Annotated in this window: 9 protein-coding genes and 1 other annotated feature; of the genes, 6 read left to right on the top strand and 3 right to left on the bottom strand. The window is 50.1% G+C overall.

Annotated elements, in window-relative coordinates; all coding sequences use genetic code 11:
• Nucleotides 1–160 precede the first annotated feature (160 nt).
• The 3 genes from rho (at nucleotide 161) to DW826_RS00435 (ending at nucleotide 5,801) form a co-directional block, all read left to right on the top strand.
• Nucleotides 161–1,984, top strand: a complete 1,824-nt coding sequence (gene rho, locus DW826_RS00445; protein WP_015553319.1) for a transcription termination factor Rho — start codon at nucleotides 161–163, stop codon at nucleotides 1,982–1,984.
• Nucleotides 1,985–2,125: 141 nt separating this feature from the next.
• Complete coding sequence (locus DW826_RS00440; protein WP_117551724.1) at nucleotides 2,126–2,902, top strand: IclR family transcriptional regulator; 777 nt, start codon at nucleotides 2,126–2,128, stop codon at nucleotides 2,900–2,902.
• Nucleotides 2,903–4,421: 1,519 nt separating this feature from the next.
• Entirely contained in the window at nucleotides 4,422–5,801 is a 1,380-nt protein-coding gene (locus tag DW826_RS00435) for an MATE family efflux transporter (protein ID WP_117551723.1), read from the top strand.
• Between the two features lie 325 nt (nucleotides 5,802–6,126).
• Here DW826_RS00435 and DW826_RS00430 read toward each other — a convergent pair whose 3' ends face one another.
• From DW826_RS00430 to DW826_RS00420, 3 genes are all read right to left on the bottom strand, one after another.
• Nucleotides 6,127–6,900, bottom strand: coding sequence for an ATP-binding cassette domain-containing protein (locus DW826_RS00430; RefSeq protein ID WP_015553323.1), 774 nt, complete (start codon nucleotides 6,898–6,900; stop codon nucleotides 6,127–6,129).
• The gene (locus DW826_RS00425) at nucleotides 6,893–7,783 is read right to left on the bottom strand and encodes an ABC transporter permease (RefSeq protein WP_015553324.1); all 891 of its coding nucleotides are present in this window, start codon (nucleotides 7,781–7,783) and stop codon (nucleotides 6,893–6,895) included. The genes DW826_RS00430 and DW826_RS00425 overlap by 8 nt, the downstream gene beginning before the upstream one ends.
• 293 nt (nucleotides 7,784–8,076) lie before the next feature.
• The gene (locus DW826_RS00420) at nucleotides 8,077–9,174 is read right to left on the bottom strand and encodes an ABC transporter substrate-binding protein (RefSeq protein ID WP_015553325.1); all 1,098 of its coding nucleotides are present in this window, start codon (nucleotides 9,172–9,174) and stop codon (nucleotides 8,077–8,079) included.
• 198 nt (nucleotides 9,175–9,372) lie between these two features.
• Nucleotides 9,373–9,609: a binding site (T-box leader), on the bottom strand.
• A 392-nt stretch (nucleotides 9,610–10,001) separates the two neighbouring features.
• On the opposite strand from DW826_RS00420, the gene ftsH reads away from it, so the two are divergent.
• From ftsH to DW826_RS00405, 3 genes are all read left to right on the top strand, one after another.
• Entirely contained in the window at nucleotides 10,002–11,780 is a 1,779-nt protein-coding gene (gene ftsH, locus DW826_RS00415; RefSeq protein ID WP_347472268.1) for an ATP-dependent zinc metalloprotease FtsH, read from the top strand.
• 373 nt (nucleotides 11,781–12,153) lie between these two features.
• Entirely contained in the window at nucleotides 12,154–13,365 is a 1,212-nt protein-coding gene (locus DW826_RS00410) for a hypothetical protein (protein WP_117469194.1), read from the top strand.
• Between the two features lie 240 nt (nucleotides 13,366–13,605).
• Nucleotides 13,606–17,469: a DNA-directed RNA polymerase subunit beta gene (locus tag DW826_RS00405; RefSeq protein ID WP_117469195.1), complete on the top strand. Its 3,864-nt coding sequence runs from the start codon at nucleotides 13,606–13,608 to the stop codon at nucleotides 17,467–17,469.
• Nucleotides 17,470–17,475: the final 6 nt, after the last annotated feature.

Genomic DNA, 17,475 nt, shown 5'->3' with positions numbered 1-17,475 from the left:
CTGATCCTCCGATACTGCGTAATTGCGGTGATCCCATCGGAGAAGAGTTTCAAATCTAATGGTTCAAAGGCAGCCGGTCCGGGGACGGAGAGGCTGTTACAATCTTTTATGATTCCCAACGAGACGATAAAACCGGAATAAGAATGAAGGAGTATCCATTATGCGTGAAAAATTAGCGACATTACCGCTGACTCAGTTAAAAGAGCTGGCAAAGAGCCAGGGAATCAAGAATATCAGCGGCTTACGAAAAGCAGAATTAATTGACCGTCTCTGCGAGACAGCGGAGAGCGCCGACAGCCAAAAGGCAGCGGCGGGAAACAGTGAAAATAGAGAAAGTACAGCAGTGCCGGCACAGGGGACAGCTGTAGAGGCAGCAGCTTCTGGAAACGGTTTTGGAAGCGCGAGAACGGAAAGCGCGGCACCGGAGAGGGCGTCTGCGGCATCAGAGCGTGCAGACCGTCAGGAACATACAGGACGTCAGGAGAGAACCGAACGCTATGAGAGATCTGATCGTCAGGACCGCGGCGAGCGCCAGATGAGAAATGACCGCCAGGGCGGATACCAGAGCCGCCAGAATAACTACAGAGAACGCCAGAATAATTACCAGGACCGTCAGGGCAGCTATCAGGACCGTCAGAGCGGCAGTTATCAGGACAGACAGAACAGCCAGTCCGCAGGCCAGGATGCACAGACACAGGGCACTTCCTATCAGGACCGCCAGAGCCAGAACAGTGTCCAGGACGCCCAGGGCATCCAGGAGAGCACAAGAACCTACCAGGCAGGTTACCAGACAAGAAACCAGGGAACCCAGAGCTACACTGCGGACCCGAAGAACGACCTCCAGGACCTTGACAGCGGCATCGAGGCAAACGGAATCCTGGAAGTTATGCCGGATGGCTTCGGATTTATCCGCTGCGAGAACTTCCTCCCGGGCGACAACGACGTCTATGTAGCTCCGTCCCAGATCCGCCGCTTCAATATGAAGACCGGTGATATCATCCGCGGAAGCCGCAGAGTGAAATCCGCAACAGAGAAATTTGCGGCACTCCTCTATGTGAAGACGATCAACGGCTACCCGACAAGTGTCGTGGAACGCCGCCCGAACTTTGAGGACCTGACCCCGATCTTCCCGAACCAGAGATTGAATCTGGAAGTCAGAGGCGGAAAAAATACGACGGCCATGAGAGTCATGGATCTTCTCGCCCCCATCGGTAAAGGACAGCGTGGTCTTATCGTGTCCCCGCCGAAGGCAGGTAAGACGACCCTGTTAAAACAGGTGGCAAAAGCCGTGACGACAAACTATCCGGACATGCATATGATCATCCTCCTGATTGACGAGCGTCCGGAGGAAGTCACAGATATCAAGGAATCCGTTGTGGGACCGAACGTGGAAGTCATCTATTCCACCTTCGACGAGCTCCCGGAGCGCCACAAACGCGTTTCTGAGATGGTGATCGAGCGCGCGCGACGTCTTGTAGAGCATGGACGCGACGTGATGATCCTTCTGGATAGTATTACGAGACTGGCGAGAGCCTACAACCTCGTTGTTCCGCCTAGCGGACGCACACTTTCCGGCGGTCTTGATCCTGCGGCTCTCCACATGCCGAAGCGATTCTTCGGTGCAGCGAGAAACATGAGAGAGGGCGGAAGCTTAACGATCCTCGCGACAGCCCTCGTCGATACCGGAAGCCGTATGGATGACGTGATCTACGAGGAATTTAAGGGTACCGGCAACATGGAACTTGTACTCGACAGAAAACTTTCCGAGAAGAGGATCTTCCCGGCCATCGATATCTTAAAGTCCGGCACAAGACGCGACGACCTCCTGCTTACGAGCGAGGAAGCGGAAGCTGTGGATATCGTTCGCAAGGCGACAAACTCCATGAAGGCAGAAGAATCTGTGGAGAAGATCCTGGATATGTTTGCCCGCACAAGGACGAACAGAGAGTTCGTGGAAATGACGAAGAAGACACGGTTTATATGATCGGCAGTGGACTGCGCGGCAATCCTGCAGATTTGCCAAACAGGCACAAATTAAGAAATTGTGCAGGAAGCTGCAGTTATATCTGCGCGAATACCCGGCTGGCAGGAATGATCTGCCGGGTTAGATAGGAGAACAAGCAGAATGGAAGAAACAGGAAAAAATCCGATCCATGTCGCAGAGCGCCTGTTCCAGGTGATCGAGCGTCTGGCGGAAAATGGCCCTATGGGGATCATGGATCTGAGCGCTGAGCTTGGATTTCATAAGAGCACGACGCACCGCCTCGTGACATCACTCCAGTACATGGGCTATATCCGTCAGGACGAGGAATCCTTAAAATATGCGCTGTCCTTAAAATTTCTGGAGATCGGAAGTAAGATCCTGGAACAGACGAATATGGCGTCCCTGATCCATCCGTCTCTGAAGAAGCTCTCGGAGCAGACGGGAGAGACGGTGCATCTGGTCCGCAGAGAGGGAACGGAGGCCGTGTATATCGATAAAGTGGAGTCCACAGTCAGCTCGATCCGCATGGTGTCGAGAGTTGGGAGCCGGATCCCGTTATACTGCTCCGGTGTCGGCAAAGCGCTGCTTGCGGAATTGCCGGATCCTGAGATCGAAGATATCTGGAACAGTTCTGAGATCACCTCCCTGACACCGTATACAGTGACGAGTCTGTCAGATCTCATGGATCGGATCCGCGGGGTTCGGGAAGCCGGATTCGCGATGGACGATGAGGAGAACGAGGAAGGTGTACGCTGTATTGCGGTCAGCATCCCGGACTACCACAAGGAACCGGTCTATGCCCTCAGCATCTCCGCCCCTGTAAGCCGCATGACTGATGCCCGGATCGCGGAGCTTTCCACAGATGTGCTGACGTTTAAGAAGGATCTGGAGAAGACACTGGGATTTTCCAGAAGTTGAGAATAATGGTGCAGGCAGCAGATAGTTACTGGACACAGGCAGGAATTTTCTGAACTGAAAATTCCGTACAATACAATGGTGGCAGTGGATTTTGCCGATCTGGAATGCGAAGCATCGGCAAAATCAGTTACTGTTTGCGCAAGGAGGAACAGTAACTGCATATAAAAATACAGCTTTAAACGTGTGTTGGGATATTGCAAATAAAAAATACATATGATATAATGCCGTTAGGCAAAGAAAATAAAAACTGCATATAGCAAAAAAGAATGAACCCCTCAGTACTGCGAATACTGAGGGGTTCTTCTTATTTTTTTATGGTGGACAAGAAACCACCAGGCTAGTGTTGCCCTACTTGTCTCCATCTAACCATTTGATGATGTAATGGCAGGTTACACCAGCCGCACAGGAGACAAGAAATGAAAATAAAAACTGCATAAAGCTCACCTCCTCCCGCTACCGGGTATCGGTTGGACAACATAAATATTATACGGTAGAACCACAAATGAAACAAGATTACATAAAACTATATTTATTGTAACTGTTTGGTACCGGTCAATGTGCACGGGCAGGAATTTTCTGAACTGAAAATTCCATACAATACAGCGGTGGCAGTGGATTATGCCAATCTGGAAAGCATCGGCAAAATCAGTTACTGTTTGCGCAAGGAGGAACAGTAACTGCATAGTTACTGTACACGGGTAGGAATTTTCTGAACTGAAAATTCCGTACGATACACTTCTGGTAGCAGATTTTGCCGATTTGGAATGCGAAGCATCGGCAAAATCACGTTACTGTACACGCATGCGTGTACAGTAACACTGCATATAAAAATACAGCTTTAAACGTGTGTTGGAATATTGCAAATAAAAAACACATATGATATAATGCCGTTAGGCAAAGAAAGTATCAGATTCAAAGGACAAAAAAGAATGAACCCCTCAGTACCGCGAATACTGAGGGGTTCTTCTTATTTTTTATGGTGGATAAGAAACCACCAGGCTAGTGTTGCCCTACTTGTCTCCATCTAACCATTTGATGATGTAGTGGCAGGCTACACCAGCCGCACAGGAGACAAGAAACGAAAGTATCAAATTCAAAAGACCCACCTCCTCCCGTTGCCGGGTATCGGTTGGACAACATAATAATTGTACGATAAAAGTGCTGATGAAGCAAGATTACATAAAACGTAACTGTTCAGTAGGTCTGCGCACTTGCTGCGCTGACCGTAAGAAAACATAGGCTGGAAGGCAAAAATCCCATCAGCGAAGCTGATCTGGAATGGATTTTTGCACGTAACTATGAAGGTACTGAATAGTTACCATAAAACTATATTTATTGTAACTGTTCGGTACCGTTACTGTTTACGCCCTCAATGTTAGAAATTCGGTACCTTCACAGTTACTAATTTTTACTTTGATTTTACATTCACCGTATTGTATAATAAATCTAATAAGAATCAGAGCAACACACCGAAAAATATTTTAAAGATGCCAAAAGCAGACATACAGGAGTGATGAGAATGCCGGAAAACGAAAAGACGAGACTTCAGAAATTTATGGGTGGAGGAAAACAAGGATACCAGATCGCATTCCAGATGGCTTGGCCTGCGGTGATGGAGTCCTTTTTTATTGCCCTGGCGGGCATGGTGGACTCGCTGATGGTGAGCTCCATCGGCGCATACGCGGTGGCGGCAGTAGGTCTGACAACGCAGCCGAAATTCATCGGCTTGTGTATCTTTATCGCCATGAATGTATCCGTATCTGCCCTGGTGGCGAGACGTCGCGGTGAGAAAGACCGGATCGGCGCGAACCAGGTTCTCCTGATGGCGCTGATCTTCACAGTCGTTGTCGGAATTTTGATCAGCATAGCGGCGGTGGTTTTTGCGGAACCGATCATCCGCTTCTGCGGTGCCAACGAGGACACTCAGGAGAGCGCGGTCCTGTATTTCCGGATCATCATGGGCGGCATGATCTTCAATATCATCTCCATGGCCATCAACGCCTCCCAGCGCGGTGCCGGAAACACGAAGATCGCCATGCGAACCAACGTGACTTCTAACGTGGTCAATATGATCGGAAATTATCTCCTGATTCAGGGTCATCTTGGCTTTCCGGCGATGGGAATCGCGGGCGCGGCTCTGGCGACTGTATTTGGAACCGTGGTTGCCTGCATTATGAGCATCTGCTCCCTGATCCCGAAAGACAATTTTGTCAGCATTCCCTACATTATAAAAGAGCGCGTCCGCATCACCCTGGAACCGGCAAAGAATATGGCAAAGATCGCCTCCAGCGTTTTCATCGAGCAGGTGTTCATGCGGACCGGTTTCCTTCTTGTATCGATCATGGCGGCGAGACTAGGAACCTCGGCCTACGCGGCGCACCAGGTGGCCATGAATGTCATGAACCTGTCATTCTCCTTCGGCGACGGCATGCAGGTGGCTGCCGTTGCGCTCTGCGGGCGGAGTCTCGGGGAGAAGCGCCCGGATCTGGCGGTCATGTATGGAACAATCTGCCAGAGGATCGGAAACATGATCTCCATCGTATTGTCGATCCTGTACCTGACGTTAGGAAACTGGTATTTTCACCTGTACTTTGTTGAGGAAGATATTATCGCCATGGGTGTCCGGATCATGCAGGTCATGACTGTGATCGTACTCCTGCAGATCTCCCAGGTCATTTACATGGGTTGCCTCAGGGGTGCGGGAGATGTGGTGTTCACCACCTGTGCTTCGACCCTCAGCATCACCATCGTCCGCCCGTCCTGTGCGTACCTGTTCTGCTATGTACTGGAGATTGGAGTTGTCGGTATCTGGCTCGGAATCGTGTGCGACCAGATCGTGAGAGTGTGCCTGACGAACTGGAGATTTAAGAGTGGAAAGTGGACGAAAATAAAGATATAGCGAGCGCAGAGGAAAAACAAGCGGCGCCTCCGGCGACATTTGTTTTTCCTGCGCCGCTAACGAGCAAACTGTCTGCGAAGCAGACAAACGAGCGCGAAGCGCGTGTTTGCGAGTGAGCGATTCGACTCAATGAGTCAACACCCCAAAAAACTAAAAGAGCCATATGCCTCGAAAACTGGTCATCCCAGTTCCAGCCGCATACAGCTCTTTTTTGTGTAACAGGAAATTCTGAGGAATTCCCTATTACACAAAAGGCACTAACGTGCCAATGATGCGCACTCGCGCGAAGATGTAGACTGTCACAAGCGTCCGCGCGAGGTGCGCATTAGTTGCCGCACTCAATACTGATCGCGTTAAACATGTCAAGGATATCATCCACCTTCGTGTTCGCCTTTTCCTCGCCTTTTTTATCCATGACCGCATGCCCTTGATGCATCATCAGAAGACGGTTTCCGTACTCTACAGCGAACCGGAGGTTATGTGTGACCATAATGGTCGTCAGGTGCTTTTCCGCAACGATCTTTCCGGTCAGTTCCATAATGATATCTGCCGTCTTCGGGTCGAGGGCGGCCGTGTGCTCATCAAGAATCAGAAATTCGATGGGAGTCATGGTTGACATTAAAAGAGCCATCGCCTGACGCTGTCCACCGGAGAGAACACCGACTTTTACACCCATCTTATCTTCAAGACCGAGACCGAGGATTTTCAACTGGTCGCGGTAGAAGTCAATGCGGGCCTTATTTGTTCCGGGGAGAAGATTGAACGGCTTTCCCTTATTGTCCGCGAGAGCCATATTCTCGAGGATCGTCATATTCGGACAGGTTCCCATCGCCGGGTGCTGGTAGACGCGGCCGATGCGGCGCTGGCGCTTGTACTCCGGCATTTTTGTGATATCGGTTCCGCCCATGACGATGGTGCCGGAATCCACCGGAATGCTGCCGCAGATCAGATTCAACATGGATGTTTTGCCGGATCCGTTGCTGCCGACAACGGAAACAAACTCGCCGTCATCAATGCTGAGGTTGAAATCGTTAAAGAGGCACATTTCATTTACAGTGCCTGCGTTGTAATATTTACTGATGTTTTTTAACTCAAGCATGGTGTGCCCCCTTTCTCTTCATGGAATCACTGACGATCAGGATCAGAAGAAGAATTGCCGCAGTGATAAGTTTCAGGTCGGTCGCCTTTACGATCCGCATGGAAATAACGAAAGCGACACACGCTTTATAGAGAATTGCGCCTGCGATAACAGCGGTGGTTGCCTTCAGCTTTCCGAAGCGGTGGAACAGCTGTGTTCCGAGAATCACGCTTGCGAGACCGAAGACCATGGTTCCGGTTCCGATGGAGATGTCGAAGAACGCCTGCTTCTGGGCGAGCACTCCGCCTGCGAGAGCGGCGAATCCGTTGGCGATCGCAAGGCCGATGATCTTCACCCGGCCTTTGTCTTCTGCCAGAGATGTAACAAGAGCATCATTGTCACCGGCTGCCCGGAGAAGATAGCCGGATCTCGTATTTAAGTACCAGTCGAGAACGAACTTGCAGATCAGAGCGATCACAGCCAGAATGATCACAACAATGTACGGTCTTACGGATGCCGGAAGACTGTTCCTGGTCCACTCATTGTCAAAGATCGTATCCTGGGACAGGAAGGGAAGGTTTGCCTTCATTCCGGCGATCCTTAAGTTTACGGAGTAGAGAGCTGTCATGACAATGATACCGGAAAACAGGTCGCGGACCTTACATTTTACATGAATGACACCGGTCACGCATCCGGCGAGAACACCCGCAAAGAAGGAGAGCGGAAGTGCCCATACAGGGGAAACTCCTTTTACGATCAGTCCCGCGGTCAGCGCTGCGCCCAGAGGGAAAGTTCCGTCAACCGACAGATCCGGGAAGTCCAGGATCTTGTAGGTGATGTAAACGCCCAGGGCCATGATCGCGTAGATCAGCCCTTCCTCAAAGATTCCTAATAAGATTGCCATGATATCCTCCGAAAATCAGTAACTGGGGAAAATCCCGCAGTTACATGTTGCTGCAAAGTCCGGCAGAAGCGGAAAATCGCTTTGCCGGACCATGATGGTTTATGTTGCCGATCATCCGACTTCCTTATTAAAAGTGGATGAAAGTTGGTAACTGTTCAGGTGGGTCTGCGCATTTACTGCACTGACCGTAAGAAAACTCAGACTATAAGGCAAAAATCCTATCGGCACAGCCGATTTGGAATGGATTTTTGCGCGTAACCGTGAGTTGCTGAACAGTTACGAAATTTGTTGGATTACTGTGTGATCTCAGTGAATAACTCTTTTGCGTTGGAAGCAAGATTCTCCGGGAAAGTGATTCCAAGATCCTCAGCGACTTTGGAGTTTCCGTAGAAAGCAGCAGTCTCGATCACCTCGAAGTTCAGTTCACTTGCTTTCTTCTCGCCCTTTAAAACTTCTGCAGCCATGCGTCCTGTCTGCTTTCCAAGATCTACATAGTCAAGTCCCATAGCAGCGAGGCAGCCGATCTTGACCTGCTCGATCTCACTTCCGAATACCGGGATGTTTTTCGCATTTGCCTTGGAAAGGATCAGCGGAAGGGAGGCAACGACGGTGTTATCTGTTAAGTTGTTTAAGCAGTCGACCTGCTCTAAGAGGCTGTCAGCAGCGAGTGGAATGTCTGCTGTGGAGGAAACGCCGGACTCAACGATCTCGAAACCGTAGTCAGCGGCTTTTTCCTTGTACTCAGCCAGAGTGGAAGCGGAGTTTACTTCGCTTGTTGTATACATGATTCCAATCTTTTTCGCATCCGGAAGGATCGCGCGGATCATTTCGAGCTGCTGCTCGACCGGAAGCTTGTCGCTGGTACCTGTCACTTCGCCAACCGGAGTTCCGTCAGCGTTTGCAAGCTCAGCTGCAACCGGATCCGTAACGGCTGTATAGATGACCGGGATGTCGTTCTTTCTGCCGACGCTGTATGCGCTCTGGGCGCTCGGTGTTGCGATCGCGCAGATGAGGTCCACCTTCTGTCCGGCGAAGTTTGTGCTGATCTGTGCTGCTAACCCTGGGTCAGCCTGCGCGTTCTCCTCTAATACGGTAAGGTTCTTTCCTTCAACGATACCGTTCTCTGCAAGCCCCTCGAGGAAGCCTTCGCGGCAGTTGTCGAGAGAGCCGTGGACTGCGAACTGGTTGATGCCGATGGTGTAGGAACCGTCTGCAAGAGCTGTATCTGCTGCGTCTGCGGATTCAGCCGTTGTTGTCTCTGCGGCAGCTTCTGTTGCTGTGGCTGTCGTTGTCTCAGCAGCTGTTGTGGTGGAAGCTGTGTTAGAAGAGCAGCCTGCAAGGAGTGCTGCGGTGAAGGTTGCTGCGATGATTGCTTTGATTGATTTTTTCATAATTTTGTTCTCCTCTTCTACTTTTGATAAAGATGTTTTGCAGCTGCGGCAGGTCCTGTTGCGGTGACCGCCGTTTTGCCGAGTAGTTGTTGGAGGTGTGGAGCGAAGGTTTTTGGGGATCGGGATGTTGTACGGTGCAGAGTACTTATTTTTGTAAAAAAAAAATCCCAAGTATCAGATATCGATTTAAAATCTGATGCTTGAGACGAATTTCATATCCGCGGTGCCACTCAATTTGACCTTTCGGTCCGCTTTTTTCGTATACCAACATATACGCCGCTCTCTTAACGACTGCGGTAGCCGTCAGTCCATACTAAAATTCAGGACTGCCCTCGAAAGTCCATTCCATTTCCAGTGCAATACTGCAATCCCACCGCCTGCAGCTCTCTGTGAAAACACGATCGAAAATGTACTCCTCTTTCTCAACGGTTTTTCTTGTTTGGTTATGGGTATCATAGTACGAAAAGGATTGTTTGTCAAGAAGAACAATAAAAAAAGTTTGGAAACCTGCAAACTCTGCCGGACAGAAAGAAAAATGGTAATTTCTAAAAAAAATATAACATTTCAGAAACTTCCATAAATTCCATTGACTTTCAATGTTTCCTGATATAGGATAAATATCACATGAAATGACAGGGTGTCATCTCACGCAGATCTTCAGAAAACAAAGCATGTAAAAGGCAGAAAAAGTAACAGCAGAGGCTCGGATGCGATGAAAAGCTCTGCAGAAAAATGAAAATCAAGGAGGCAGACGTATGGGTACAAAAGACGGCGGAAAAAAGCCGAACCCGAATGATCTCAATTCATTTAAGGGATTTTTCTATTATATGATCATGATTCTGGTCATCACGGTCCTGTTGAATGGACTCGTATTCCCGTCCGCACTGAAAAGCCAGGTAAAGGAAGTCGGCTACAACGAATTTCTGGCTATGGTAGACAATAACCAGGTCACACAGGTAGAGAAAGATGACACGAACGGCGAGTACATGTTTATCGCGAAAGACAGCAATGGAAAAGAGCAGGTCTACAAGACAGGACTCTGGGATGACCCGGATCTGACAGATCGCCTGTACAGCAAGGGCGTCACATTCGATAAAGTGATTCCGAGAAAAGAGTCAGCGATCATGAATATTTTCGTGAACTGGATCCTTCCGTTCATGATCATGATCGCGATCGGACAGCTCTTAAGCCGCAGCATGGCGAAGCGCATGGGCGGAAACGCGATGACATTTGGAAAATCGAATGCAAAGATCTACGCGGAGAGCGAGACCGGCGTGACATTTGCGGATGTCGCAGGTGAGGAGGAGGCGAAAGACGCCTTAAAGGAGATCGTTGATTTCCTTCATGACCCGAAGAAATATTCCGATATCGGTGCCACACTTCCGAAGGGCGCGCTCCTCGTAGGCCCTCCAGGAACAGGTAAAACATTACTTGCAAAGGCTGTTGCCGGTGAGGCGCACGTTCCGTTCTTCTCGATCTCCGGCTCTGAGTTCGTTGAGATGTTCGTCGGCATGGGTGCCGCAAAGGTCCGGGACCTCTTCAAGCAGGCAAATGAGAAAGCTCCGTGTATCGTCTTTATCGATGAGATCGATACCATCGGTAAAAAGCGTGACGGAAGCGGCATGGGTGGAAACGATGAGCGTGAGCAGACCTTAAACCAGCTTCTTACAGAGATGGACGGATTCGACGGACGAAAGGGTGTTGTGATCCTGGCGGCCACAAACCGTCCGGAGACCCTCGATAAGGCCCTCTTGAGACCGGGCCGTTTCGACAGGAGGATCCCGGTGGAGCTCCCGGACCTCAAAGGCCGTGAGGCGATCCTTCGGGTACATGGAAAAGATGTCAAGATGGATGAGTCCGTTGACTTTAACGCCATCGCGAGAGCAACTGTCGGAGCCAGCGGTGCCGAGCTTGCGAACATTATCAACGAGGGCGCGCTCCGTGCCGTCCGCATGGGACGCCGCGTTGTATCCCAGGCTGATCTGGAGGAGAGCGTTGAGACCGTTATTGCCGGTTACCAGAAGAAAAATGCGTCCGTATCTGAGAATGAACGCCGGATCGTCGCTTACCACGAGATCGGCCACGCCCTGGTGGCTGCGTGCCAGAGCAATTCCGCTCCGGTCCACAAGATCACAATTATTCCGAGAACATCGGGTGCTCTCGGCTATACGATGCAGGTGGAGGACGGCGAGCGCCTTCTTATGAGCAAGGAGGAGGCACTTAACAAGATCGCAACCCTGACCGGCGGCCGTGCGGCGGAAGAATTTATGTTCCACTCTATCACGACCGGTGCCTCCAACGATATCGAACAGGCCACAAAGCTTGCCCGCGCTATGGTGACCCGCTACGGTATGAGCGACCAGTTCGGTATGGTTGCCCTTGAGACCGTGACGAATCAGTACCTTGGCGGAGACACCTCCCTCGCATGCTCACCGGAGACAGCGAAAGCCATCGATGACGAGGTGATCGCTACCGTGAAGGCACAGTACGAGAAGGCAATGGGAATCTTAAGAGACCATGCAGCAAAATTAAACGAACTTGCCGGATATCTTCTCGAGAAGGAGACAATCACAGGGGAAGAATTTATGGAGATCCTGAACCGGTAAAAGCAGTATATCAATGTGAGAAGACTCAGAGACCATGCAAAGTGGCTGCTCTGAGTCTTTTTTTCGTTTTGGGAAAAGAATCAGTTACTTTTCATGGGTAGGAATTTTCTGAACTGAAAATTCCGTACAATACAGTGGTGGTAGTGGATTTTGCCGATTCGGAATGCGAAGCATCGGCAAAATCCTGTTACAGTGCGCGGGCAAGGAGTGCCCGTGTACTGTAACAAGAATCAGGTATTGGGCTGACGATGTGAAATCTCGATTGTGTGCACTGGAAACCTATGTTAAAATGAGAGTAGAAATTTAGATGTTGGGCTTAAAATACAAAATTAAAATGACCTGAAAAGAGGAATACCGACAGGAGGAACTACGGATGAAACAGAGATATTGTCCATACTGCGACCAGAAAATGACATCGGGTCTATACTGCAGCGGATGCAAAAGGATCGTGTGGCATCCATATGTACAGGATGTGGATTACTATTTAAATGAGAGACATCCACAGCATGAGTCAGACTGCCTGTACCATGATGGCGGAAGCGAATACCCGGGAAGCAGCGCGTCCGGTACAGATTCGTACGCGGGCGTATTTAAAGGAAATGGGACATCGACCAGCACACAGGGCGGAAAGAAAAAGACAAATCGGGAGAAGAAAGCAGCGGATCCATTCCAGAATATGGGAAACCGGATGGCGGGACAGCGAAATGCGTTCGAACATATGAAGAGCCAGCTTGAACAGTACCGCGGTCAGGCAGACACCTGCCAGAGTGGAACTTACAGCAGCCAGTCCGCGAAGAGCATCATGGACCGCGTAAACTCCGAACGTGGACGGAAGAAGCCGTTTACCGGCATTCTGATCGTCGTGATCATCTGGCTGGTATTTTCCGTCGGCGGAAACCTGCTGTTTCTTATCACCCATGCGATCAGGGAATCGATCTACGGGATCGAGAACATATTCGACTCGTCCAGCGGCGATCTCTGGTCCTCTGCAGATTCCAATGCCGTGGAGGTCCTTGGAGAGGGCGAGCTCTCCGACGAGGAGGTGCGGGCCATCGGAACAAACTGTACAAACTACGGTCACTATGACGCCCAGCTTGCGGATGTGACGGCCGCCCTGGACCGGCTCCTGCCGCAGTACGGATTTTCTGAGTGGTCGATGGAGGACACATACAGCTACAACTATGCTTCGGACGATATGAGCTGGTACAACACAGATCAGGCCTGTTATCTGAGTCGTGACGGGGAGTATGTGGGAAGCATTACCATCTACGCCGACACGGCAACAGATGATCTCCATGGGATCGGTGCCTACAGCAGCGACGAGGAGGCCTTTTACCAGATCGTGGACGTGCTGGAAGCCACATTCCAGGAATTCGGCTATCTGGATACGGATCTAAGCGGACAGGAGGTATATCAGGAACTGATCAATACCGAGGATATGATCGTTAGTAAGACAGATGACAGTGTCAACGGATTTACCACAGCTTATGGACCGGAGATTTTTGCAAGTAAAGAAAGCCCGTCAGGGGATGATTTTTATTCGATCCAGATGTATGCGCCGGGGTATTACACAAGCGTAGAGTAGAATGGTAAAAATTATATAGACTGATAAAAGATGTGCTGCAGGATCATCTAAAAGATTCTGCAGCACATCTTTTATTTACGTGAACAACGTCCAGGAAAACCTTGTAAAAAAGTGCTTGACAGATTGACAACCCCATGGTAGTATGAAATGTGCACTATTGTGGTATCATGTGCATATGGTACCAGTATGCCCAAAATTGGCTATTGATTATAGAGAAAGAAAACAGGGGTGAAACGTCAAATGGAGAAAAGCAGAATGCGTCCGGTGCCGGCCGGCAAGAGCGTAAGAATGAGCTTCTCAAGACAGAAAGAAGTTCTTGAGATGCCGAACCTGATCGAGATCCAGAAGGATTCTTATCAGTGGTTCCTCGACGAGGGCCTGAAAGAGGTCTTTGACGATATCTCTCCGATCGCTGACTTTGCTGGCCATCTGAGCCTGGAGTTTGTAGACTTCACGCTGTGCAAAGATGACATCAAATATACGATCGAAGAGTGCAAAGAGCGTGATGCGACTTACGCGGCACCTTTAAAGGTTAAGGTGAGACTCTGCAACAAAGATAAAGATGAAATCAATGAACATGAGATTTTCATGGGCGATCTGCCGTTAATGACAGATACCGGCTCCTTCGTTATTAACGGTGCCGAGCGTGTTATCGTCAGCCAGTTGGTACGTTCCCCAGGTATATATTATGGAATCGATCATGATAAGATCGGTAAGGAATTATACTCCTGTACCGTGATCCCGAACCGTGGAGCATGGTTAGAGTATGAGACCGATTCCAACGACGTGTTCTATGTCCGTGTAGACCGTACGAGAAAGGTCCCGGTTACAGTCCTGATTCGTGCGCTCGGATATGGAACAAACGCCGAGATCATCGATCTCTTCGGTGAGGAGCCGAAGCTTCTCGCAAGCTTTGGAAAGGATACATCCGACAACTATCAGGATGGTCTCCTTGAATTATATAAGAAGATCCGTCCGGGCGAGCCGCTGTCTGTTGACAGCGCTGAGAGCCTGTTAAATGGTATGTTCTTCGATCCGAGAAGATATGATCTCGCGAAGGTCGGAAGATATAAATTCAACAAGAAGCTCCACATGAAGAACCGTATCGTAGGACAGATTCCGTCTGAGGACATCGTCGATACATCTACAGGTGAGATCCTTGCTGAAGCAGGAAAGGCAATCACAAAGGACCAGGCGATCGCGATCCAGAATGCAGCGATCCCGTACGTATGGATCCAGACTGAGGAGCGCGTAGAGAAGGTCCTCTCCAACCTCATGGTAGACCTTTCCGCATATGTGACATTTGATCCGGCAGAAGTAGGTATTACGGAATTAGTATACTACCCGGTATTAAAAGAGATTCTGGAAAAAGCAGGGGATGACGAGGAAGCGTTAAAAGCAGAACTCCACCGCAACATCCACGAGCTCGTTCCGAAGTGCATCACGAAGGAAGATATCCTTGCTTCCATCAACTACAATATGCACCTTGAGTACGGCATCGGCGTAAAAGACGATATCGATCATCTTGGAAACCGTCGTATCCGTGCAGTCGGCGAGCTGCTTCAGAACCAGTACCGCATCGGTCTCTCCAGAATGGAGCGTGTGGTACGCGAAAGAATGACAACACAGGACATCGACGGAATCACTCCGCAGTCCCTGATCAATATCAAACCGGTAACCGCAGCAGTGAAGGAGTTCTTCGGAAGCTCCCAGTTATCCCAGTTCATGGACCAGAACAACCCGTTATCCGAGCTTACGCATAAGAGACGTCTCTCCGCGTTAGGACCGGGCGGTCTGTCCAGAGAACGTGCAGGATTCGAGGTTCGAGATGTACACTACACCCACTATGGCCGTATGTGTCCGGTCGAGACTCCTGAGGGACCGAACATCGGTCTGATCAACTCCCTTGCGAGCTATGCAAAGGTAAACCAGTACGGTTTCGTTGAGGCTCCGTACCGTGTCGTAGATAAGACTGATCCGGCAAACCCGCGTGTTACCGATGAAGTTGTTTATATGACCGCGGACGAAGAGGATAACTACATCGTAGCACAGGCGAACGAGCCGCTCGATGAGAACGGTTACTTTATCCACAACAATGTATCCGGTCGTTTCCGTGAGGAGACTTCCTCCTTCCAGAAGAGACAGATCGACTTAATGGACGTATCCCCGAGAATGGTATTCTCTGTCGCTACATCCATGATCCCGTTCTTACAGAACGATGACGCGAACCGTGCCCTGATGGGATCCAACATGCAGCGTCAGGCTGTACCGCTTCTTTCCACAGAAGCTCCGGTCGTTGGTACCGGTATCGAGGGCAAGGCTGCCGTTGACTCCGGTGTCTGCGTTGTTGCAAAGAATGCCGGCGTTGTTGAGCGCTCCGCATCCAATGAGATCGTGATCAAACGCGATTCTGACGGAAACCGCGATGTTTACTGTCTGATCAAGTTCTCAAGAAGCAACCAGTCCAACAGCTATAACCAGAAGCCGATCGTTTACAAGGGAGACCATGTAGAGAAGGGCGAGGTTATCGCAGACGGACCGTCCACGAAGGACGGAGAGATCGCACTTGGTAAGAACCCGCTGATCGGATTCATGACCTGGGAAGGTTACAACTACGAGGATGCGGTTCTCTTAAGTGAAAAGCTTGTTATGAACGATGTCTACACATCGGTTCATATTGAAGAATATGAATGCGAATCCCGTGACACCAAGTTAGGACCGGAAGAGATCACAAGAGACGTTCCGGGCGTTGGTGAGGACGCATTAAAAGATCTGGATGAGAGAGGAATCATCCGCATCGGCGCTGAGGTACGTGCCGGTGATATCTTAGTCGGAAAGGTAACTCCGAAGGGAGAGACCGAGCTGACTGCAGAAGAAAGACTTCTCCGCGCAATCTTCGGTGAGAAGGCAAGAGAAGTCCGCGATACATCCTTAAAAGTACCGCACGGCGCTTACGGAACCATCATCGACGCAAAACTCTTCACAAGAGAGAACGGCGACGAGCTTGCTCCTGGCGTAAACGAGACAGTCCGCATCTACATCGCACAGAAACGTAAGATCTCTGTCGGTGATAAGATGGCCGGCCGTCATGGTAACAAGGGTGTTGTCTCCCGTGTACTTCCGGTAGAGGATATGCCGTTCCTTCCGAATGGCCGTCCGCTCGATATCGTATTAAACCCGTTAGGCGTGCCGTCCCGAATGAACATCGGACAGGTCCTCGAGATCCACTTAAGCCTTGCTGCAAAGGCACTCGGCTTTAACGTTTCCACACCGGTATTCGATGGCGCGGACGAGAATGATATCCAGGATACACTGGAGCTTGCAAATGATTATGTAAATATGGAATGGGATGCATTCCAGGAGAAGTATAAGGATATCCTTCGTCCGGATGCGATGGAATACCTCGGCGAGCACCTTGACCATCGTGCTCTCTGGAAAGGCGTTCCGATCAGCCGTACCGGTAAAGTACAGCTCCGCGACGGACGTACAGGTGAATACTTCGATGGTCCGACTACGATCGGACACATGCACTACCTGAAGCTGCATCACCTGGTTGATGATAAGATCCATGCCCGTTCCACAGGTCCATACGCACTGGTAACACAGCAGCCGTTAGGTGGTAAAGCACAGTTCGGCGGACAGCGTTTCGGTGAGATGGAGGTTTGGGCTCTTGAGGCTTACGGTGCGGCTTACACCCTTCAGGAGATCCTGACTGTGAAGTCCGATGACGTTGTAGGACGTGTAAAGACCTACGAGGCGATCATCAAGGGCGAGAACATTCCGGAGCCGGGTATTCCGGAGTCCTTCAAGGTACTCTTAAAAGAGTTACAGTCTCTCGGACTGGACGTAAGAGTGTTGCGTGACAACGGTGAAGAGGTCGATATGTCTGAGAATATCGACTACTCCGATACCAACTATGACCTTCGTTCCATCATCGAGGGAGACCGCCGTTACAACGATAAGGAAGACTTATCCGACTATGGATTCCAGAAACAGGAATTCAAGGGCGACGAGCTCGTTAATGTGGAAGAAGATGACTATACAAACGACGGTGCCAAAGACGACTATGTCGATGACGATTATACCGAGGATGACGACAAATAATTAGAA

Source organism: Clostridium sp. AM34-11AC (assembly GCF_003435375.1).
Lineage (GTDB): Bacteria > Bacillota > Clostridia > Lachnospirales > Lachnospiraceae > Pilosibacter > Pilosibacter fragilis.
The sequence above is the reverse complement of the archived record's forward strand: the minus strand, read 5'-3'. Positions and strand labels throughout refer to the sequence as shown.

Coding starts and splice junctions, on each gene's coding strand:
- rho (WP_015553319.1), top strand. CDS start 161: ATGCGTGAAAAATTAGCGACATTACCGCTGACTCAGTTAAAAGAGCTG.
- DW826_RS00440 (WP_117551724.1), top strand. CDS start 2,126: ATGGAAGAAACAGGAAAAAATCCGATCCATGTCGCAGAGCGCCTGTTC.
- DW826_RS00435 (WP_117551723.1), top strand. CDS start 4,422: ATGCCGGAAAACGAAAAGACGAGACTTCAGAAATTTATGGGTGGAGGA.
- DW826_RS00430 (WP_015553323.1), bottom strand. CDS start 6,900: ATGCTTGAGTTAAAAAACATCAGTAAATATTACAACGCAGGCACTGTA.
- DW826_RS00425 (WP_015553324.1), bottom strand. CDS start 7,783: ATGGCAATCTTATTAGGAATCTTTGAGGAAGGGCTGATCTACGCGATC.
- DW826_RS00420 (WP_015553325.1), bottom strand. CDS start 9,174: ATGAAAAAATCAATCAAAGCAATCATCGCAGCAACCTTCACCGCAGCA.
- ftsH (WP_347472268.1), top strand. CDS start 10,002: ATGATCATGATTCTGGTCATCACGGTCCTGTTGAATGGACTCGTATTC.
- DW826_RS00410 (WP_117469194.1), top strand. CDS start 12,154: ATGAAACAGAGATATTGTCCATACTGCGACCAGAAAATGACATCGGGT.
- DW826_RS00405 (WP_117469195.1), top strand. CDS start 13,606: ATGGAGAAAAGCAGAATGCGTCCGGTGCCGGCCGGCAAGAGCGTAAGA.